Consider the following 18,879-nt stretch of genomic DNA (forward strand, 5'->3'; position numbering starts at 1 on the left):
CGACGCCTCACCCGCCCGCCGGGAGAGCGGCACGTCCCCGGGACATATCCGTACGGCGCCTCACCCGCCGGCCGGGGGCGCGGCACGCCCCCGGGATGCCTCCCGTACGACGACTCAGCCGCCCGTCGGCGGAGCCGCGCGCCCCCCGAAGACCTCCAGGATGCGGTCCGCCGCCAGGGTCGCCGTCAAGCGGCCCTCTCTGACCTGCCGCTCCAGGTCCGGCGCGGCCTGGCGTACCGCAGGGTCGGCGTGCAGTCGGCCGAGGAGTTCGTCGCGGACCATTGCCCAGGTCCAGCGGACCTGTTGATCGCGCCGCTTGGCGGTGAGCCGGCCGGTGGAGTCCAGCAGTGTGCGGTGCTGTTCCAGGCGGTCCCACACCGTGTCCAGGCCCGTCGACTCCCGCGCGCTGCAGTGCAGCACCGGCGGCGTCCAGAACGCCTCCTTGCCGTGCATCAGGCGCAGCGCGCCCGCCAGTTCACGGGCGGCGGCCCTCGCGTCGCGCTCGTGCGGTCCGTCCGCCTTGTTGACGGCGATCACGTCGGCCAGTTCCAGGACGCCCTTCTTGATGCCCTGCAGCTGGTCGCCGGTGCGGGCCAGGGTCAGCAGGAGGAAGGAGTCGACCAGCTCCGCGACCGTGGTCTCCGACTGGCCCACGCCGACGGTCTCCACCAGGATCACGTCGTAGCCCGCCGCCTCCATGACCACCATCGACTCCCGGGTGGCCTTCGCGACCCCGCCCAGCGTGCCCGCGCTGGGGGAGGGCCGGACGAAGGCGTTCGGGTCGACGGCCAGGCGCTCCATCCTCGTCTTGTCGCCCAGGATGGAGCCGCCGGTGCGGGTGGAGGAGGGGTCCACGGCGAGGACCGCGACCCGGTGGCCCAGCGAGGTCAGCAGCGTGCCGAACGCGTCGATGAACGTCGACTTGCCCACGCCCGGCACCCCGCTGATGCCGATCCGCCGTGCCCGGCCGCTGTGCGGAAGGAGCTGCGTCAGCAACTCCTGTGCCTGCGACCGGTGCTGGGGGCGGGTGGACTCGACGAGCGTGATCGCGCGGGCCACGATCGCCCGCTTTCCGTCGAGCACGCCCTTCACATACGTGTCGAGATCGATCGGTGCCACCCCGGGGCCCCCGCTACAGCTCGTGGCCGAGGTCGGCCGACAGCCGCTTGACCAGGTCGTACGCCGCGTCCGGAATCACCGTCCCGGGCCCGAACACGTCCGCGGCGCCCATCTCCAGCAGCGTCGGCACGTCCTGCGGAGGGATCACCCCGCCCACCACGATCATGATGTCCTCGCGGCCCTCCTCGGCGAGCTTCTCGCGCAGCGCCGGGACGAGGGTCAGGTGGCCCGCGGCCAGCGAGGACACGCCGACCACGTGCACGTCCGCCTCGACCGCCTGCCGGGCGACCTCCTCCGGCGTCTGGAACAGCGGGCCGACGTCGACGTCGAAGCCGAGGTCGGCGAAGCCGGTGGCGATCACCTTCTGGCCGCGGTCGTGGCCGTCCTGGCCCATCTTGGCGACCAGGATGCGCGGGCGGCGCCCCTCGGCCTCCTCGAAGGCGTCCACCAGGGCACGGGTGCGGTCCACGGACGGGGACTGGCCTGTCTCGTTGCGGTACACGCCGGAGATCGTACGGATCTGGCTCGCGTGCCGGCCGTACACCTTCTCCAGGGCGTCCGAGATCTCACCGACGGTCGCCTTGGCGCGGGCCGCGTGCACGGCCAGCTCCAGCAGGTTCTCCTTGCCGTCGGCGGCCCGGGTGAGCGCGTCCAGGGCGTCCTGGCAGGCCTGCTCGTCCCGCTCCGCGCGCAGCCGCCGCAGCTTCTCGATCTGCTGGGCGCGTACGGCGGAGTTGTCGACCTTCAGGACCTCGATCTGCTCGTCGCTGTCCACGCGGTACTTGTTGACGCCGATCACCGGCTGCCGGCCGGAGTCGATACGGGCCTGGGTGCGGGCCGCGGCCTCCTCCACGCGCAGCTTCGGGATGCCGGCGTCGATGGCCTGCGCCATGCCGCCCGCCTGCTCGACCTCCTGGATGTGTGCCCAGGCCTTGCGCGCGAGGTCGTACGTCAGCCTCTCCACGTACGCGCTGCCGCCCCACGGGTCGATGACGCGGGTGGTGCCCGACTCCTGCTGGATGAGCAGCTGGGTGTTGCGGGCGATGCGCGCCGAGAAGTCGGTCGGCAGGGCCAGGGCCTCGTCGAGCGCGTTGGTGTGCAGCGACTGGGTGTGGCCCTGGGTCGCCGCCATCGCCTCCACGGCCGTACGCGTGACGTTGTTGAACACGTCCTGCGCGGTCAGCGACCAGCCCGAGGTCTGCGAATGCGTGCGCAGGGACAGGGACTTGGTGTTCTGCGGCTCGAACTGGGAGACCAGCTTGGCCCACAGCAGCCGGGCCGCCCTGAGCTTCGCGACCTCCATGAAGAAGTTCATGCCGATCGCCCAGAAGAACGACAGCCGGGGCGCGAACGCGTCCACGTCCAGGCCCGCCTCCCGGCCCGCGCGGATGTACTCCACGCCGTCCGCGAGCGTGTACGCCAGCTCCAGGTCGGCCGTCGCCCCGGCCTCCTGGATGTGGTAGCCGGAGATGGAGATGGAGTTGTAGCGGGGCATCCGCTGCGAGGTGTACGCGAAGATGTCGGAGATGATCCGCATCGACGGCTTCGGCGGGTAGATGTACGTGTTGCGGACCATGAACTCCTTCAGAATGTCGTTCTGAATGGTTCCGGCCAGCTTCTCGGGCGGTACGCCCTGTTCCTCCGCCGCCACGATGTACAGCGCGAGCACGGGCAGCACGGCGCCGTTCATCGTCATCGACACGGTCATCTTGTCCAGCGGGATGCCGTCGAACAGCTGCCGCATGTCGTAGATGGAGTCGATGGCCACGCCCGCCATGCCGACGTCACCGGTCACGCGCGGGTGGTCGCTGTCGTAGCCCCGGTGGGTGGGCAGGTCGAAGGCGACCGACAGGCCCTTCTGACCGGCCGCCAGGTTGCGCCGGTAGAACGCGTTGGACTCCTCGGCGGTGGAGAAGCCCGCGTACTGGCGGATCGTCCAGGGCTGGTTGACGTACATCGTCGGGTAGGGGCCGCGCAGATACGGCGCGATGCCCGGGTAGGTGCCGAGGAAGTCCAGGCCCTCCAGGTCACGGCCGGTGTACAGCGGCTTGACCCCGATGCCCTCCGGGGTCTCCCACAGCGGTTCGTCGGTACCGGTCGCCCGCGCGACGGCCGCCCGCCACTCGTCGGCACTGCCGTCAGCGACCGGTGTCCCCAGCTCGAGGCCGGAGAAGTCGGGGATTCCCATCAGGACACTCCCATGCGGTCGAGGGTCGCGGACAGGACGTCGATGGCGTCGCAGCCCGCGAAGACGTAACGGTCGATGCCGGCGTACTCGCCCCGGCCCGCCAGGAACACCTGCCGGGCGCCCGCCGCGCGCAGCGACGCGGCGGCCTGCTCGGCCTGTTCGGCGTACAGGGCGTCGCTGGAGCACAGCACGGCCTCGGTGGCGCCGCTGTCCTCGAAGGTGCCCTCGGTGACCGGCTCGATGCCGCCGGCCTGGAAGAGGTTCGCCGCGAAGGTGGCGCGCGCGGTGTACGCGGCGGCCGGGCCGAGCGTGGCGAGGAAGATCCGGGGGCGGGCGCCGGTCGCTGCGAGGTGGGCGTCGGAGCGGGCGCGCAGCTCCTCGTACGCCTCGTCGCGGCGCACCCGCGGCAGTCCGCCGGACGGCGGCTCGGGCGCACGCTCGCGCTCCACCGGCTTCTCGGTGAGCAGCGGGAACTCGCTGACGCCGGTGATGGGTTCGCGCCGCTTGGCGAGCTTCTTGGAGCGCTCCGCCCAGGTCGTCGCGAGGTCGGTGCGCAGCCGGCCGGAGCGCAGCACGGCCGCCTGGCCGCCGTCGCGCTCGATCGTCCGGAAGAACTCCCAGGCGGCCCGGGCGAGTTGGTCGGTGAGCTGCTCGACGTACCAGGAGCCGCCCGCCGGGTCGATGACCCGGGCCAGGTGGGACTCCTCGATGAGGATCGTGGAGGTGTTGCGGGCGATCCGGCGGGAGAACGCGTCGGGCAGGCCGAGGGCGTGGTCGAAGGGCAGGACGGTCACGGAGTCGGCGCCGCCGACCCCGGCGGCGAGCGTCGCGATCGTCGTGCGGAGCATGTTCACCCACGGGTCGCGCCGGGTCATCATCACCGGGGAGGTCACCACGTGCTGCACCTGCGCGCCCTGCGCTCCGCAGACCTCGGCGACCCGGGCCCACAGCCGGCGCGCGGCGCGCAGCTTGGCGACGGTGAGGAACTGGTCGGCGGTGGCGGCGTAGCGGAACTCCAGCTGTCCGGCGGCCTGTTCGACGCTCAGCCCCGCCTCGGTGAGCTCCCGCAGGTACGCCACGCCGGTGGCGAGCGAGGCACCCAGCTCCTGTGCGGCCGAGCCGCCCGCCTCGTGGTACGGCAGCGCGTCCACGGTGAGGGCGCGCAGGCCGGGGTACCGCTCGGCGCAGCGGGCGGCCAGGGCGGCGTACGGCGCGAAGTCCAGCGGGGTGCCGGTGCGGGCCTCGTGGCCGAGCGGGTCGCCGCCCAGGTTGCCGCGTACGGCCTCGGCGGCCACGCCCTTGTCCGCGTACAGCCGCAGCAGCGCCTCGGCGGCCCGCTCGGTGTCCCGGCCGGCGTCCAGGACCACCGGCGCCAGGTCGAGGTACACACCCTCCAGCGCCCGGCCCAGCCCGTCGACCGGAAGGCCGCCCTCGCCCAGCACGAGCCACAGCGAGGTGCCGCCGTTCTCCAGGTCGGCCAGGACGGCGCCGTCCGCGAGGGCGGTGTGCCGCTGCCGTACGTCCCAGCCGCCCGCGGTGCTGCCCTCGGGGCGGCTGCCGCGCACGTAGGGCGCGAAGCCGGGCAGGCCGGGGTCGGGCGCGGCGTCGCGCGCGGTGTACAGAGGCCGGGTGCGCAGCCCGTCCTCCAGCGTCGTGGACAGGGCGTCCTCAGCTGCCGCGCCCGAGACTTCCTTGCCCGACTTGCGCAGCACGCCTTCGACCAGGCGTTGCCACTGCTCGTGCGTCGCGTCAGGGAACTCGGCGGCCAGTGAGAGCCCGTCGTCAGGCAGGACCGTCATGGCTCGGATGCTAGGGCAGTGCGCTCAAGTGACAGTAAAAGGCGGGCTGTGACGTTGCCCTCCCCGCGGTTGTGACCTGCGCCGCTCAGCCGTCGGAGGGCTCGCCGGCCCGGTCCGGAAGGCCCGGTACGAGCGCGCACATGGCCGCCTGCTGCTCGGGTCCCATGGAGTCGGCGAGGGCCTGCCGGACGGTCCCGGCGAGCAGGGCGGAGGTCTCGCTCAGCAGGTCGCGGGCCTTGGCGGTGAGGGCTACCTGCACCCCGCGCCTGTCGCCGCACACGGACGTGCGGGCGACCAGACCGGCCCGCTGCAGGCAGGCGACCTGGTAGGTCAGCCGGGTCTTGGGGCGCCCGAGGAGGTCGGCGACCTGGGTCATGCGCAGTCCCGTGCGGGGCTGCTCCGCCAGCAGGCACAGGATGAGGAACTCGTCGTGGGAGACGTCGAGGGTCTCCTTCACGACCGACCGCAGCCGCTGCTCCACGGCGCCCGTGGCGGCCAGCAGGATCATCCAGGCGCGCAGCTCGGCGGGCAGCAGGCCGCCCGCTGAGGCGGGACATTCGAGCTGGTCGGCGGGGTGCGTGTCGGAGGCGGACATGGGTCGAGTCTACCTGTCGTCCAATTTTGGACCAGCAGCTTGTTCAATTTTGGATGACGCGCTAGCGTGCAGGTCAGTCATCCAAATTTGAACCATTCGACTTCGGAGTACGACCATGACCGTCGCCGTGCAGACCGGCACCTGGCAGCTCGACCCGGCCGCGTCCACCGTGGGACTGCGGCACAAGACCCTGTGGGGACTCGTCACCGTGAAGGGCACGTTCGCCACCGTCGCCGGCGGGGGCGAGGTGCACGCCGACGGCTCGGCCACCGGCACCGTGACCCTGCAGGCGGCCTCCCTGGACACCGGGCACACCAAGCGGGACACGCACCTGCGCTCGGCCGACTTCTTCGATGCCGGCAACCACCCGGAGATCACGTTCGCCGCCCGTGGCGCCGACCGCCTCGACGGCGACGGCGTACGGGTCACCGGTCAGCTGACCGTGCGGGGCGTCAGCAGGCCCCTGACCTTCACCGCTCGCCTGGCCGAGGCGGACGCCGGGGCGCTCACCCTGGACGGCGAGTTCACCGTGGACCGCGAGCAGTTCGGCATGGGCTGGAACCAGCTGGGCATGATGCGCGGGCTCACCACGGTGACGGCGCGGCTGCGCTTCACGCGGGCCGGGGCGTGAGCCGCCCGTTCAGCCCTTGAGGCCCAGCTCGGCCCGGCTCACGTCCTTGGTGGAGAGGGTCTGCGGGGTCGCCGTGAAGGCGCGCAGCCGGATGTGCGCGCTCTTCTTCGTGGGCAACGGGAAGCCGCCCTTGGGTGCCCGCAGCTCGACGGTCGCCGTGCCGTGCGCGGGGATCGTGGCCGGGCCGTGCGCGAGTGACCAGTACCGGCTCATGCCCTGGCCGTCCGTCAGCATGTAGTGCGGGGTCAGCGCGCTGCTCCCGGTGTTGGTGACCTTCACGGTCAGCGTCGACACCGTGCGCTTCGAGCCGTGCCGGGCCGCCGTGATGTCCATGCTGAGCGGCGGCTTCCCCGTCACCGCCAGGGTCGCGCTCACCAGCGCGGGCGTGATCAGCAGGACGACCGCGCCGACCAGGGCCGGCCGGCGGCGCGGGCCGGTCAGCCACCGGGGCCGCGGCTGCCAGGCGTTCCTGAACTCCGACAGGGGCACGGTGATCGCCGCCGCCAGCCACAGCGGCGTGTACATCAGGTAGTAGCCGTCCTGGGACCGCGTCGCCAGGTAGAAGGCGCACCAGGGCAGCACGGTCGCGGCCGGGCCCAGCCGCCGTACGAACAGCACGAACAGCGCCAGCAGGGCCGCGGCGAGCAGCATGCTCGCGTGGCCGTACCAGTCGAGCCGGTCGCTGCCGTGGGTGAAGTACAGGGAGATGTCGACCAGGCCCTGGCCGTGCAGCACCGCGCCCTGGGTCAGCGGCAGGGCGATGCCCTCCAGCCACGGGCCCGGTTCGCTCACGATGAAGTAAGCGTTGATCAGCAGCCAGGTGAGAACCGCGATCCCGGCGATCCGCAGCACCACCCGCGCGGCCTCGCGCCCGCCGAGCTCGCCGCGGCGCACGGCGTAGATCCCGGCCAGCAGGAACGGGGTGACGAACCAGGGGAGCTGCTGTGCCGCGCACGCCGCTCCGATGCACGCGGCCCGCGCGATCCCGGCGGGACCCAGCCGGCCCCCGGCGCCGAACCGCGGCCAGCGCACCACCACCGGCACCAGCAGGACCAGGCCGACGATCGCCGGATAGCCCTGCCGGGCGTACATCGGCAGGAAGCTGAAGCCCAGGCAGACCATCGTGGCCGCCGACCGCCACGGCGTCGGCAGCAGCCGCCACAGCACCACCGTGCCCACGATCAGTACGACCGTCACCGCCAGCGTCGCCGGTGCCCCGGCGTGGCCGAGCCACAGGAAGGGTGCGGTGAGCAGCGGCGCCAGCGGGGGATAGCCGTACGTGAAGTCGTAACCGCCGGTCGTCGTCGCCGTGAGGGCGACGCCCTTGATGTGGAAGAGCCAGGGCCACGGCTGGTCGTACACCTGGTGTCCGCCGACGATCTGCTTCGCGGCCTGCGTGGTCAGGACCGCCTCGTCGCCGCCCGCGTGGTTCAGCGCCCAGGTGCACAGGGTGAGTGCGATCGCGGTCACCAGCACCACGAGGTCGAGGCGGGCCAGCGAACGCGCCCGGCGGACCGTCAGCGTGAGCACGCCGGTCACCAGGATCGAGGCGTAGCAGACGGAGATGATCCCCGCGAGGACCAGCTTGTGCGTGGCCGCCTGGGTCCACACCGAGCGGGTGCCGATGAACAGGCTGACGTCGGCGAGCAGCGTCAGCACGCGGTGCCACTGCGCGGGCGGCTCATGGAGTTCCGCGCGGGCGACCGGTACGGCGGACACCGCCGACTGCGTCCGCCGGCCGGCTGTCACCTGCTGTGTTTCTGCCAAGTGCACGGGACGGGACGCTATCGGGGGCTGATGAGCGACACGTGGCCGGGGGTCAAGAGGGCAGTGAGAGGGAGGTAAGAAGCGGGTGTATTCGTACGTGTGGCGCAGGTCGCTCCCGGCCGCGCGCCATCGGATCGGTCGCGCAGTGTGTCGCTGTTGGGCCGAACGGGTGACTTGGCGTAAGAATTGGCTGGTGCAGGCATGGAGTGCGAGTCAGGTCGGGGGGAGCCGGTGAGCCGCTACGACGTCACCGATGAACAGTGGGAGGGGCTCGCCCAGGTCGTGCCGCTGCGGGGCCGGGACGCCTGGCCGTCCGCGGTGAACCACCGCTCGCTGCCGGATGCCGAGACCGAGACGCGGCGCCGGTTCGTCGTCCTGCGCGTCAACGTCTTCGCCGACGCCCGGGAAGTCGCCGAGACCCTCATGGCCGGCGCGCCGGTCCTGCTCGACCTGACCGGCGCGGAGACCGAGGTCGCCAAGCGCGTCCTCGACTTCAGCACGGGCGTGGTCTTCGGCCTGGGCAGCGGAATGCACCGCGTCGACCGCAACGTGTTTCTTCTCACCCCTCCCGGCACCGAGGTCAGCGGCCTGATGGAGGGAGTGGGGGCATCGGGCGGCTGAACACCTGCCTCCGGCGCCTGAGCGGGTGCCTGGGTGCGGCGCGGTTCGTGGTGTCCGGGTCGCTGTGGGCTGGGACTTCTGGCCGGGTGGCCGAGCGGTGTTGCCTTCGGTGGCTGGGCGGGTGTGCCTGGTGGTCGGCTCACGGCCACGGAAGGCCGCCCACCGCCATGGAAGGCGGCCCGTGGTCACGGAGTGCCGTGCGCGCCGTGTGCCGGGGTGGCGGCGTTGTCACCCGACCGAGTGTCCCCGGTCCCGTTTGGGCCTGCGCGACCGCTCGTTCGTAGGAAGCTGCCGGGCAGGAAACGGTTCGGCGGGAAGGGCGGGTTCTACGGTCCGGACATGGCCGTGCCTTCCGTGTCCGCCGATCCCCCCGCCGCCGACGCACCCGCCGGGACCGTCCCCGCACAGTTCCGGCGGTGCCCCGATGTGCGGGCCCGGATCACCGAGCTGCGGCTGTCGGCCTTCGCCGGGCACCGGCGGGCCGGCTTCCCGCTGGGGTCCGTCACCCTGCTCGCCGGGCCCAGCGGAACGGGGAAGACGACCGCGCTCACGGCGTACGAGGCGCTGGCCCGGCTCGGTGGCGGCGCCTCGCTCTTCGAGGTGTTCCCGGATCCGGTGGCCTGCGTGCCGCAGCGGGCCCGCCCCGACGCCGGAGGGCGGCGCGGCTTCCGGATCGGCTGCACGGCCGACGGCGCCGAGGGACCGGTCCGGCTCGACGTCGCCGTACAGGCCGAACCGGACCTCAGGATCGTGGGGGAGCGGCTGACCGCGGGCGGGGTCGTCCTGCTGGAGACCGCGCTGCGCGATCCCGGACGCCGCACCGTCCAGGCCGCCTGGCACACCGCGGGCTCCGCCCCGGTGACCCGCGCCCCGCTCCCTGACGACCGCCTCGGCACCGCCCTGCTGCCGCTGCGCGTGGCCGGCAAGACCGACGGACAGCGCCGTGTGCTCGCCGCGGCCGAGCAGATGGTGGTCGCCCTGCGCTCCGTCTTCCCCTGCGACCCCCGCCCCGAGCACATGCGCACGCCCGTGCCCACCGGCTCCGGCCGGCTGCTGTCGGGCTGCGACAACCTCGCCGACGTACTGTGGCGCACCCGCGCGGAATGCGGCCGCCGGCACGGACTGCTGGTCGACGCCCTGCGCGCGGGCTGTGCGGGGCCGGTGACCGATCTCGTCGCGGAGCCGCTGCCGGACGGGACGGTACGGGCGCTGCTCGACCGCGGCGACGGCCCGCGCACCGAACTCGCCCGGCTCGGCGACGGCGAACTGCGCTATCTGGCGCTGACGCTGGTGCTGCTGACCGGCCCCGGCGTCCTGGACGTGGACACCCCGGGCGAGGTGCCCGACGCCCTGCGCACCCTCACCGTCCTCGCCGACGGCTTCGACCGCGGCCTCGACCCGTCCCAGCGCCGGGAACTGCTGCGGACGGCCGCCCGGATGGGCGAGCGCGGGCACATCCGGTGCGTGGGCGCGGTGAGCGACGCCTCGTGGGCCGCCGGGACCGAGGGCGTCACAGTGGTACACCTGGACGCGTGACGGAACCCCTCGACCTGGCCCGACTCCAGCGCAGGCTGGCCCAGTTCGCGGCCGCGCGGAACTGGCAGCCCTTCCACACCCCCAAGAACCTCGTCGCCGCGCTCAGCGTGGAGGCTTCCGAGCTGGTCGAGATCTTCCAGTGGCTGACCCCGGAGGAGTCCGCCCGGGTGATGGACGACCCGGACACCGCGCACCGGGTCACCGACGAGGTCGCCGATGTCCTCGCGTACCTGCTGCAGTTCTGCGACGTCCTCGGCGTCGACCCGCTGGCCGCGCTGGCCGCCAAGATCGACCGCAACGAACGGCGCTTCCCCGCGCCGGGGGCGCAGGGCGGGTCCGAGCGCCCCCAACTGCCGGAGGACTGAACTCCGTTATAACTCTCCGGAGTTAAACTGCCTGTCGAATCCGAATTGTTGTCCACAGATTTCCGTCTACCTCTGGCTTTTCGCCCCAAGCGCCTTCACTCTGGGTAGTGGATAAGGGAGTTCAAGCGGGCGTGCGAGGAAGCACGCGGAAGGACGGGGGCGACGCATGGATGCGATACGGCTCATCCTCGCGAGCAGGCGTGCGCTGGCGTGCGGTGCCGACGCGGCCGAGATCATGGCGGAGGTGTGGCAGGCGCAGGCCCTGGCCCAGGCGATCGGCAGCAGGCTCGCGGTCTCCGGCCCGCCCGAGCTGCGCGGCGAGGCGCTCGGCCTGACCGAACTGGCGGGCCGGGGCTGCGGGGTTCTGGACCCGCCCGAGCTCGACCTGGGCGACCTGCGCGCCGCCCAGCTCACCGAGCTGGCCGACGCCCGCGAGACCCTGGTCTGCCTCGGGGGTCTGCTCGGCGAGGTCGGCATGGCCCTGGTCGGCCTGGCCAGCGCGGCCGACGACGAGACGACGTACTGGCAGTGCATGGAGGCCATCGACGCGGCCGACGAGTCCCGCGACCGCGTCGTGGAGATGCTGCGCAAACTGGCCGCGCGGGAGGAGGCGTTACAGGAGGACGGCAGCGAGAACAGCCCGTCGGGCGCCTTGTAGACGCGGAGCCCCCAGGACGGCGGCTCAGCTCAGGTCGGCTTCCTCGGCGGGGACCTGCCCGCCCTGCAGGTCCGCCCACTCCGACAGGTCCGCGTTCAACGTCGCCATCAGCTCTTCCATCTGCTCCAGCAGCCCTTTCGGCTGACCGGCGCAGCCACTCTCTTCGGACATGACGGCCTCTCCTCGGCGCCGGGCCGGACGGTCCGGCTCCGACCGCCCAACGATCACCACCGGGGCCGGTCACCGGCCCGCGCGGCACCGACGCGCCCGGCGGGCGAATTTCACCCGACCGGGGACGGCCGTGCCGGGCGGTACCGGCGAGGTTGCCGTGGTGTGCGGCGTGCAGGATGGATGTATGGACCTTCGAATCTTCACCGAGCCCCAGCAGGGGGCCACCTACGACACCTTGCTCACCGTGGCGAAGGCCACCGAGGACCTCGGGTTCGACGCCTTCTTCCGCAGCGACCACTACCTCCGGATGGGCAGCGTCGACGGCCTGCCCGGTCCCACGGACGCCTGGATCACGCTCGCCGGACTGGCCCGCGAGACCAGGCGCATCCGCCTCGGCACGCTGATGACGGCCGGCACATTCCGCCTGCCCGGCGTGCTCGCCATCCAGGTCGCCCAGGTCGACCAGATGTCCGGCGGCCGGGTGGAACTCGGCCTCGGCGCGGGCTGGTTCGAGGAGGAGCACAGGGCGTACGGCATCCCGTTCCCGAAGGAGAGGTTCGCGCGGCTGGAGGAGCAGCTCGCGATCGTCACCGGGCTGTGGGCGACCGAGGCCGGCAAGACCTTCGACTTCCACGGCAGGTACTACGACCTGACCGACTCGCCCGCGCTGCCCAAGCCGGCCCAGCGCAAGGTCCCGGTCCTGGTCGGCGGGCACGGCGCGACCCGTACGCCGCGGCTGGCCGCCCGCTATGCCGACGAGTTCAACATCCCGTTCGCCTCGATCGAGGACAGCGAGCGGCAGTTCGGCCGGGTGCGTGCCGCCGCCGAGCAGGCCGGCCGGGGCGCGGACGCGCTGACGTACTCCAACGCGCTCGTGGTCTGCGTCGGCCGCGACGACCAGGAGGTCGCCCGCCGCGCCGCCGCGATCGGCCGCGAGGTGGACGAGCTCAAGTCCAACGGCCTGGCAGGCTCGCCCGCCGAGGTCGTCGACAAGATCGGCCGGTACGCCGCGATCGGCTCCCGGCGGATCTATCTGCAGATCCTGGACCTCGACGACCTGGACCACCTGGAGCTGATCTCCACCCAGGTCCAGTCGCAGCTGCCGTAACGCCGCCCGCGCCGACGGGCAGTCGACCGCATGGCCTCTTCCGCTGCCGTGCCTGCGCGAGCCGCTTCGCCGAGGCCGGCTTCACACGAGGCCCCCCGGGGAGAGGGCCGCCGCCGTGGCCCACGGCGGCGGCCCCTCACCCGACTCAGCCGCTCTGAGCGAAGCCGTAGTCGAGGATCTTCGCCGCGTCCTGGAAACGCTGGTCCGGCGAGGTGTCGGCGAGGATCGAGCCCACGACCGTCCGGCCGCCCCGGGTCGCCGCGAACACCAGGCAGAACTGCGCCTCCGGCCCGGAGCCGGTCTTCACGCCGATCGCGCCCCGGTAGGAGCCGAGCAGCTTGTTGGTGTTGTCCCACGGCGCCATCGCGTGCGTGCCGCCACCCGGACGGTAGGACTGCATGTCCTTGTACTGCTTGGTGCCGACGACCGTCTTGAACGTCGTGTCCTTCAGCGCCACCCCGGCCAGCTTCGCCAGGTCGCGCGGCGAGGCGTAGTTGTTGCCGTTGGACACCCCGTCGAAGGAGTCGAAGTGGGTGTTGGTCAGGCCCAGTTCACGTGCCTTGGCGTTCATCCTGGCGATGAACGAGCTGGTCCGCTGGGCCGTCGTCGACCCGGTGCCGTAGGTGTCCGCGAGTGCGTAGGCCGCGTCGCAGCCCGAGGGCAGCAGCAGCCCGTACAGCAGGTCGCGCACCTTCATCGAGTCGCCGAGGATCAGGTGGGCGCTCGAATAGCGAAGGCCCCCCGTGGCGGGGTCGATGACGTAGTCGGTGTACTCCTTCTTGATCTTCACCTTCCGGTCGAGGTCCAGGTGCGGCTGCGACAGCACCACCAGCGCCGTCATGATCTTCGTCGTGGACCCGGTCCGCAGCCGTCCGTCCGGTGCCTTGCCGAACAGCGCCTTGCCGGTGGCCGGGTTCAGCGCGAACGCGCCCTGGGCCGACACCTGCGGTGCCGTGGCGGCCTGGGCGGGAGCGGCCGCGAGGACCCCCGTGCCGAGGACCGCACCCGCCAGTGCCGCCACGACGGCTCTTCTGCCGGGGCGGACGCTGTGGCGGTGGGACATGGTTCCCCCTTGAGTCAGTGGTCAGTTGACGGTGGATCACTATGCCGTAACTGTGTACGTTCCGTGTCGGAAGTGTGGGCTCCACCACAGCGCAGCCGATCACGGCCTGATCGGATGACCAGGTGCGCAAAGTGCTCCCTCTCGCCCTCACCGGATCCCTCGTCCTCACCGGCCTCCTCGCCCTGTCGGCATGCCGGTTCGCCGGACACGACGACCCCGCCGACAAGGCCCGCAGCCTCAACACCATGGCCGCGCTCCCGTTGCACGCCTACCTCCCGGACCCCGCGTCGGACGGTGCGAAGGCCGTCGGCAGGGCTCAGTGGATCCTCGGGAAGCAGTGCATGATCCGCCTGGGCTTCGCCGGCTTCGCGGCGCTCGACACCAGGTCCGTCGAGTCGGCCTACCCGGTGCGTCAGGGCACGATCACGGAGGACGACGACATGCCCGGCGACGACACGCCGTACGGCGTCGTCGACCCCGGCCTCGCCGCCGAGCACGGATACCACAACCGCACGCCGGAGACCTCCGGCCGGTCCCAGGAGTGGCCCGCCGACCAGTACACCGCCCTCACCGGATCCTTCGAGCCCGGCGACAGCCACGCCACCCACGGGCACCGCATTCCCGAGGGCGGCTGCCTGGGCCAGGCGATGCGGAAGATCTACGGTGCCCCGCCCCAGGCGATGAAGGTCGGCGGTGTGCGGCTGTCCGGCTACTACTCGCTCGCCCTCGAACTCTGGCACGACTCCCGCGAGCGGGCGAGCAAGGACCCGGCCTGGAAGAAGGCCGACCGGGCGTGGTCGGCCTGCATGCAGAAGCAGGGCTTCCACTACGCCGACCCGGACAAGGCCTCCTTCGACTCCCGCTGGTTCGGGCACAAGGAGCCCTCGGAGAAGGAGAGGAAGACGGCGAGCGCCGACGCCCGCTGCAAGCTCGACACCGGCTACGTCCCCGCCGTCCACTCCCTGGAAGCACGCACCCAGAACGCCGCCATCGCCCGGCACGAGCAGAGGCTCGACGCGCTGCGGACGGCCGACGAGCGGGCGATGCGCAAGGCCCGGACGATCAACGCCCACCCGCCCCGATGACCCGGGCAACCTGAGAAAACCGGTGGTCAGCGGGCGTTCCAAGCGGAAGACTCGGACACGTGTTCCTGACGATCTCCACGCGCGGCGACGCCGCCCACCCGGCCACCGACCTCGGGTACCTGCTGCACAAGCACCCCGACAAGGCGCAGAAGTTCTCCACGTCCTACGGCACGGCGCACGTCTTCTACCCCGAGGCGGACGACCGGCGCTGCACGGCGGCGCTGCTGCTGGAGATCGACACGCTCGCGCTGGTCCGCCGGGGCAAGGGCAAGGGCCGCGGCGGGGCCCCCGACGCGGCACTCGCGCAGTACGTCAACGACCGCCCCTATGCCGCCTCCTCACTGCTCGCGGTCGCGCTGAGCGGTGTGTTCTCCAGCGCCCTGCGCGGCGTGTGCACCGCCCGCCCCGAGCGGGCCGCCACCCCGCTGCCCCTGCGCATCGAGGTACCCGCGCTGCCCGCACGCGGCGGCGCCGGCCTCGTACGACGGCTGTTCGAGCCGCTCGGCTGGACCGTGACCGCCGAGCCGGTCCCGCTCGACACCGAGTTCCCGCAGTGGGGCGACTCGCGGTACGTCCGCCTGGTCCTGGAGGCGGAGACGCTGACCCTCGCCGAGGCGCTGCGCCATCTGTACGTCCTGCTGCCGGTCCTCGACGACGCCAAGCACTACTGGGTCTCCTCCGACGAGGTCGACAAGCTGCTGCGGGCCGGCGAGGGCTGGCTGCCCACCCACCCGGAGCAGAAGCTGATCACCAGCCGGTACCTCTCCCGCCGCTGGTCGCTGACCCGGCAGGCGATGGAGCGGCTGGAGCTGGTGCGCCTGGCCGAGGCCGACGACAGCGAGGTCGAGGAGATCGACAACGCGGTCGAGGAGGAGACCGAGACGGAGGAGAAGCCGACGCCGCTCGCCGTACAGCGCCGGGAAGCGATCATCGAGGCGCTGCGCGCCTCCGAAGCCGCCCGGGTCCTCGACCTCGGGTGCGGACAGGGCGAGCTGGTCCGGGAGCTGCTGAAGGACGCGCGGTTCACCGAGATCGTCGGGCTCGACGTGTCCGTGCGGGCGCTCACCATCGCCGCCCGCCGGCTGAAGCTGGACCGCATGGGGGAGCGGCAGGCGTCCCGTGTCAAGCTGGTGCAGGGCTCGCTCGCCTACACCGACAAGCGGCTCAAGGGCTATGACGCCGCCGTGCTCAGCGAGGTGATCGAGCACCTAGACCTGCCCCGGCTGCCCGCCCTGGAGTACGCCGTGTTCGGCCACGCCCGCCCCCGCACGGTCCTCGTGACCACCCCGAACGTCGAGTACAACGTCCGCTGGGAGACCCTGCCCGCCGGACACGCCCGGCACGGCGACCACCGCTTCGAGTGGACCCGGGAGGAGTTCCGCAGCTGGGCGCGGACGGTGGCCGAACGGCACGGCTACGACGTCCGGTTCGCGCCCGTCGGACCGGACGACCCCGAGGTGGGCCCGCCCACCCAGATGGCACTGTTCGTGATCAGGACCGAGAAGGAGGCGAAGGCGGCATGACCGAAGCAACAGAGAAGAAGGGACGGGTCCTCCCCGTCACCGACCTCTCCCTCGTCGTCCTCGTCGGCGCCTCCGGCTCCGGCAAGTCCACCTTCGCGCGCCGGCACTTCAAGCCGACCGAGGTGATCTCCTCGGACTTCTGCCGCGGTCTCGTCTCCGACGACGAGAACGACCAGAGCGCCACCCGGGACGCCTTCGACGTCCTGCACTACATCGCCGGCAAGCGGCTGGCCGCCGGCCGCCGCACCGTCGTGGACGCCACCAGCGTGCAGCAGGACGCCCGGCGCCAACTCCTCGACCTGGCCAGGCAGTACGACGTGCTGCCCATCGCCATCGTGCTGGACATGCCGGAAGAGGTGTGCGCCGAGCGCAACGCCGCCCGCACCGACCGCGCCGACATGCCCCGCCGGGTCATCCAGCGCCACATCCGCGAACTGCGCCGGTCCCTGCGTCACCTGGAGCGCGAGGGCTTCCGCAAGGTGCACGTGCTGCGCGGCGTCGAGGAGGCGGAGCACGCCACCGTCGTCACGGAGAAGCGCTTCAACGACCTCACCCACCTCACCGGCCCCTTCGACATCATCGGCGACATCCACGGCTGCTCCGCCGAACTGGAGGCGCTGCTCGCCAAGCTGGGCTACACCGACGGCGTCCACCCCGAGGGCCGTACCGCCGTCTTCGTCGGCGACCTGGTCGACCGCGGCCCGGACACCCCGGGCGTGCTGCGCCGGGTGATGACGATGGTCGAGACGGGCAACGCGCTGTGCGTGCCCGGCAACCACGAGAACAAGTACGGCCGCTACCTGGCAGGCCGCAAGGTCCAGCACACCCATGGGCTGGCCGAGACCATCGAGCAGATGGAGGGCGAGAGCGAGGAGTTCGAGAAGCGGGTACGGCGGTTCCTTGCGGGCCTGGTCAGCCACTACGTCCTCGACGGCGGCAGGCTGGTCGTCTGCCACGCCGGCCTGCCCGAGAAGTACCACGGCCGCACCTCCGGCCGGGTCCGCTCGCACGCCCTGTACGGCGACACCACGGGCGAGACCGACGAGTTCGGTCTGCCGGTGCGCTACCCGTGGGCGGAGGACTACCGGGGCCGCGCGGCGGTGGTCTACGGCCACACACCCGTCCCCGAGGCGACCTGGCTGAACAACACCATCTGCCTGGACACCGGAGCCGTCTTCGGCGGCAAGCTGACCGCGCTGCGCTGGCCGGAGCGCGAGCTGGTCGACGTGCCGGCCGAGCGGGTCTGGTACGAGCCGACGAAGCCGCTGCGCTCGGAAGCGCCCGGCGGACACGACGGCCGGCCGCTGGACCTGGCGGACGTGTACGGCCGCAGGGCCGTGGAGACCCGGCACGCCGGCCGGGTGGCGGTCCGCGAGGAGAACGCGGCGGCGGCCCTGGAGGTCATGAGCCGCTTCGCGACCGACCCGCGCCTGCTGCCGTACCTGCCGCCGACCATGGCACCGACGGCGACCTCGCAGATCGATGGCTACCTGGAGCACCCGGCGGAGGCCTTCGCGCAGTACGCGGCGGACGGCGTCGAGCGGGTCGTGTGCGAGGAGAAGCACATGGGCTCGCGGGCGGTCGCCCTGGTGTGCCGGGACGCGGAGGCGGCGCGGAAGCGGTTCGGTGTGGACCGTCCCACCGGGGCCCTCTACACCCGTACCGGACGGCCGTTCTTCGACGACGGGCAGGTGACCGAGGAGATCCTCGGCCGGCTGCGCGCGGCGATCGACAGCGCCGGCCTCTGGGACGAACTGGCCACCGACTGGCTGCTGCTGGACGCCGAGCTGATGCCCTGGTCACTCAAGGCCTCCGGGCTGCTGCGCAGCCAGTACGCGGCCGTCGGCGCCGCGTCCGGCGCGGTGTTCCCCGGTGCGCTGGCCGCCCTGGAGGCCGCCGCGGCGCGGGGGGTCGACCTCACCGGCCTGCGGGACCGGCAGCGGGACCGCGCCGCCGACGCGGCCGCGTTCACCGCCGCCTACCGCCGTTACTGCTGGACCACGGACGGCCTGGACGGCGTACGCCTGGCTCCCTTCCAGCTGCTGGCCGTCCAGGGCCGCAGTCTCGCCGCGCTGCCGCACGACGAGCAACTGGCCCTGATCGACCGGCTGGTGGAGCACGACGGCACCGGACTGCTGCAGACCACCCGGCGGCTGTACGTCGACACCGGCGAGGCGGAGTCGGTGCGCGCGGGAGTCGACTGGTGGCTGGAGATGACCGGCCGCGGCGGCGAGGGCATGGTCGTCAAGCCGGTCGGCGCGCTGGTCCTGGGCCGGGACGGCCGGCTGGTGCAGCCCGGCATCAAGTGCCGGGGCCGGGAGTACCTGCGGATCATCTACGGCCCCGAGTACACCCGCCCGGACAACCTGGCCAGGCTCCGCCGGCGCTTCCTGAACCACAAGCGGTCCCTCGCCCTGCGCGAGTACGCCCTCGGCCTGGAGGCCCTGGACCGGCTCGCGGACGGGGAGCCGCTGTGGCGGGTGCACGAGGCGGTGTTCGGGGTGCTGGCCCTGGAGTCGGAGCCGGTGGATCCGCGTCTGTGAACCCGCGGGTCCACGACCGCCCGGGGGCGGGCGGTGCCGGTGCCGCCCACCCGCCGCTTGCCGTCCCTCCCCGGCCATGGCCGGGGAGGGCACTCGCTCCTGGCAGC

General features: G+C 72.4%; 16 protein-coding genes. 9 read left to right on the plus strand and 7 right to left on the minus strand.

Features of this window, described 5'->3' with window-relative positions:
• Window positions 1-114 precede the first annotated feature (114 nt).
• The 4 genes from meaB to ACFYZB_RS27815 all read right to left on the minus strand — a co-directional run bounded on the left by meaB (window position 115) and on the right by ACFYZB_RS27815 (window position 5,701).
• On the minus strand, window positions 115-1,119 hold the full coding sequence (gene meaB / locus ACFYZB_RS27800) for a methylmalonyl Co-A mutase-associated GTPase MeaB (protein ID WP_388763367.1): 1,005 nt from the start codon (window positions 1,117-1,119) through the stop codon (window positions 115-117).
• A gap of 13 nt (window positions 1,120-1,132) precedes the next feature.
• Window positions 1,133-3,307 carry a methylmalonyl-CoA mutase gene (gene scpA, locus ACFYZB_RS27805; protein ID WP_388763368.1) on the minus strand — a complete coding sequence of 725 codons (2,175 nt, stop codon included), beginning with the start codon at window positions 3,305-3,307 and terminating at the stop codon, window positions 1,133-1,135.
• A complete protein-coding gene (locus ACFYZB_RS27810) occupies window positions 3,307-5,106 on the minus strand; it encodes a methylmalonyl-CoA mutase family protein (protein WP_388763369.1) in 1,800 nt (599 codons plus the stop codon). Before ACFYZB_RS27810 ends, scpA begins: the two co-directional genes overlap by 1 nt.
• Window positions 5,107-5,191: 85 nt before the next feature.
• On the minus strand, window positions 5,192-5,701 hold the full coding sequence (locus ACFYZB_RS27815; RefSeq protein WP_388763371.1) for a MarR family winged helix-turn-helix transcriptional regulator: 510 nt from the start codon (window positions 5,699-5,701) through the stop codon (window positions 5,192-5,194).
• A 115-nt stretch (window positions 5,702-5,816) separates the two neighbouring features.
• On the opposite strand from ACFYZB_RS27815, the gene ACFYZB_RS27820 reads away from it, so the two are divergent.
• Window positions 5,817-6,332, plus strand: coding sequence for a YceI family protein (locus tag ACFYZB_RS27820; protein WP_351208920.1), 516 nt, complete (start codon window positions 5,817-5,819; stop codon window positions 6,330-6,332).
• A gap of 9 nt (window positions 6,333-6,341) precedes the next feature.
• Here the strand turns inward: ACFYZB_RS27820 and ACFYZB_RS27825 are convergent, their stop codons facing one another.
• Complete coding sequence (locus tag ACFYZB_RS27825) at window positions 6,342-8,051, minus strand: hypothetical protein (RefSeq protein ID WP_388763515.1); 1,710 nt, start codon at window positions 8,049-8,051, stop codon at window positions 6,342-6,344.
• A 249-nt stretch (window positions 8,052-8,300) separates the two neighbouring features.
• Between ACFYZB_RS27825 and ACFYZB_RS27830 the strand changes: the two genes are divergently transcribed.
• The 4 genes from ACFYZB_RS27830 (at window position 8,301) to ACFYZB_RS27845 (ending at window position 11,279) form a co-directional block, all read left to right on the plus strand.
• Window positions 8,301-8,720 carry a cell division protein SepF gene (locus ACFYZB_RS27830; protein ID WP_351208919.1) on the plus strand — a complete coding sequence of 140 codons (420 nt, stop codon included), beginning with the start codon at window positions 8,301-8,303 and terminating at the stop codon, window positions 8,718-8,720.
• Window positions 8,721-9,059: 339 nt separating this feature from the next.
• Window positions 9,060-10,256, plus strand: coding sequence for an ATP-binding protein (locus ACFYZB_RS27835; RefSeq protein WP_388763373.1), 1,197 nt, complete (start codon window positions 9,060-9,062; stop codon window positions 10,254-10,256).
• Window positions 10,253-10,621, plus strand: a complete 369-nt coding sequence (locus ACFYZB_RS27840) for a nucleotide pyrophosphohydrolase (protein ID WP_388763375.1) — start codon at window positions 10,253-10,255, stop codon at window positions 10,619-10,621. Before ACFYZB_RS27835 ends, ACFYZB_RS27840 begins: the two co-directional genes overlap by 4 nt.
• 166 nt (window positions 10,622-10,787) lie before the next feature.
• On the plus strand, window positions 10,788-11,279 hold the full coding sequence (locus ACFYZB_RS27845) for a DUF6099 family protein (RefSeq protein WP_351210945.1): 492 nt from the start codon (window positions 10,788-10,790) through the stop codon (window positions 11,277-11,279).
• A 24-nt stretch (window positions 11,280-11,303) separates the two neighbouring features.
• On the opposite strand, the gene ACFYZB_RS27850 is transcribed toward ACFYZB_RS27845, so the two are convergent.
• On the minus strand, window positions 11,304-11,450 hold the full coding sequence (locus ACFYZB_RS27850; protein WP_388763377.1) for a hypothetical protein: 147 nt from the start codon (window positions 11,448-11,450) through the stop codon (window positions 11,304-11,306).
• A gap of 184 nt (window positions 11,451-11,634) precedes the next feature.
• On the opposite strand from ACFYZB_RS27850, the gene ACFYZB_RS27855 reads away from it, so the two are divergent.
• Window positions 11,635-12,558 (plus strand): LLM class F420-dependent oxidoreductase, encoded by a 924-nt coding sequence (locus ACFYZB_RS27855; RefSeq protein ID WP_388763378.1) that lies wholly within the window; start codon window positions 11,635-11,637, stop codon window positions 12,556-12,558.
• 145 nt (window positions 12,559-12,703) lie between these two features.
• Here ACFYZB_RS27855 and ACFYZB_RS27860 read toward each other — a convergent pair whose 3' ends face one another.
• On the minus strand, window positions 12,704-13,621 hold the full coding sequence (locus ACFYZB_RS27860) for a D-alanyl-D-alanine carboxypeptidase family protein (protein ID WP_388763380.1): 918 nt from the start codon (window positions 13,619-13,621) through the stop codon (window positions 12,704-12,706).
• 131 nt (window positions 13,622-13,752) lie between these two features.
• On the opposite strand from ACFYZB_RS27860, the gene ACFYZB_RS27865 reads away from it, so the two are divergent.
• From ACFYZB_RS27865 to ACFYZB_RS27875, 3 genes are read left to right on the plus strand one after another with little or no spacing between them, the layout of a single operon-like run.
• Window positions 13,753-14,706, plus strand: a complete 954-nt coding sequence (locus tag ACFYZB_RS27865; protein WP_388763381.1) for a hypothetical protein — start codon at window positions 13,753-13,755, stop codon at window positions 14,704-14,706.
• Between the two features lie 59 nt (window positions 14,707-14,765).
• Entirely contained in the window at window positions 14,766-16,229 is a 1,464-nt protein-coding gene (locus tag ACFYZB_RS27870; protein ID WP_388763383.1) for a 3' terminal RNA ribose 2'-O-methyltransferase Hen1, read from the plus strand.
• The gene (locus ACFYZB_RS27875) at window positions 16,226-18,772 is read left to right on the plus strand and encodes a polynucleotide kinase-phosphatase (RefSeq protein WP_388763385.1); all 2,547 of its coding nucleotides are present in this window, start codon (window positions 16,226-16,228) and stop codon (window positions 18,770-18,772) included. The genes ACFYZB_RS27870 and ACFYZB_RS27875 overlap by 4 nt, the downstream gene beginning before the upstream one ends.
• The last annotated feature ends 107 nt before the right edge of the window (window positions 18,773-18,879 follow it).

This window comes from Streptomyces sp. NPDC001852, from assembly GCF_042891825.1.
GTDB lineage: Bacteria > Actinomycetota > Actinomycetes > Streptomycetales > Streptomycetaceae > Streptomyces.

Bases quoted from the DNA above. Each gene is read 5' to 3' on its own strand.
- scpA (WP_388763368.1), bottom strand. From the start codon at position 3,307: ATGGGAATCCCCGACTTCTCCGGCCTCGAGCTGGGGACACCGGTCGCT.
- ACFYZB_RS27810 (WP_388763369.1), bottom strand. From the start codon at position 5,106: ATGACGGTCCTGCCTGACGACGGGCTCTCACTGGCCGCCGAGTTCCCT.
- ACFYZB_RS27815 (WP_388763371.1), bottom strand. From the start codon at position 5,701: ATGTCCGCCTCCGACACGCACCCCGCCGACCAGCTCGAATGTCCCGCC.
- ACFYZB_RS27820 (WP_351208920.1), top strand. From the start codon at position 5,817: ATGACCGTCGCCGTGCAGACCGGCACCTGGCAGCTCGACCCGGCCGCG.
- ACFYZB_RS27830 (WP_351208919.1), top strand. From the start codon at position 8,301: ATGGAGTGCGAGTCAGGTCGGGGGGAGCCGGTGAGCCGCTACGACGTC.
- ACFYZB_RS27835 (WP_388763373.1), top strand. From the start codon at position 9,060: ATGGCCGTGCCTTCCGTGTCCGCCGATCCCCCCGCCGCCGACGCACCC.
- ACFYZB_RS27845 (WP_351210945.1), top strand. From the start codon at position 10,788: ATGGATGCGATACGGCTCATCCTCGCGAGCAGGCGTGCGCTGGCGTGC.
- ACFYZB_RS27850 (WP_388763377.1), bottom strand. From the start codon at position 11,450: ATGTCCGAAGAGAGTGGCTGCGCCGGTCAGCCGAAAGGGCTGCTGGAG.
- ACFYZB_RS27855 (WP_388763378.1), top strand. From the start codon at position 11,635: ATGGACCTTCGAATCTTCACCGAGCCCCAGCAGGGGGCCACCTACGAC.
- ACFYZB_RS27860 (WP_388763380.1), bottom strand. From the start codon at position 13,621: ATGTCCCACCGCCACAGCGTCCGCCCCGGCAGAAGAGCCGTCGTGGCG.
- ACFYZB_RS27875 (WP_388763385.1), top strand. From the start codon at position 16,226: ATGACCGAAGCAACAGAGAAGAAGGGACGGGTCCTCCCCGTCACCGAC.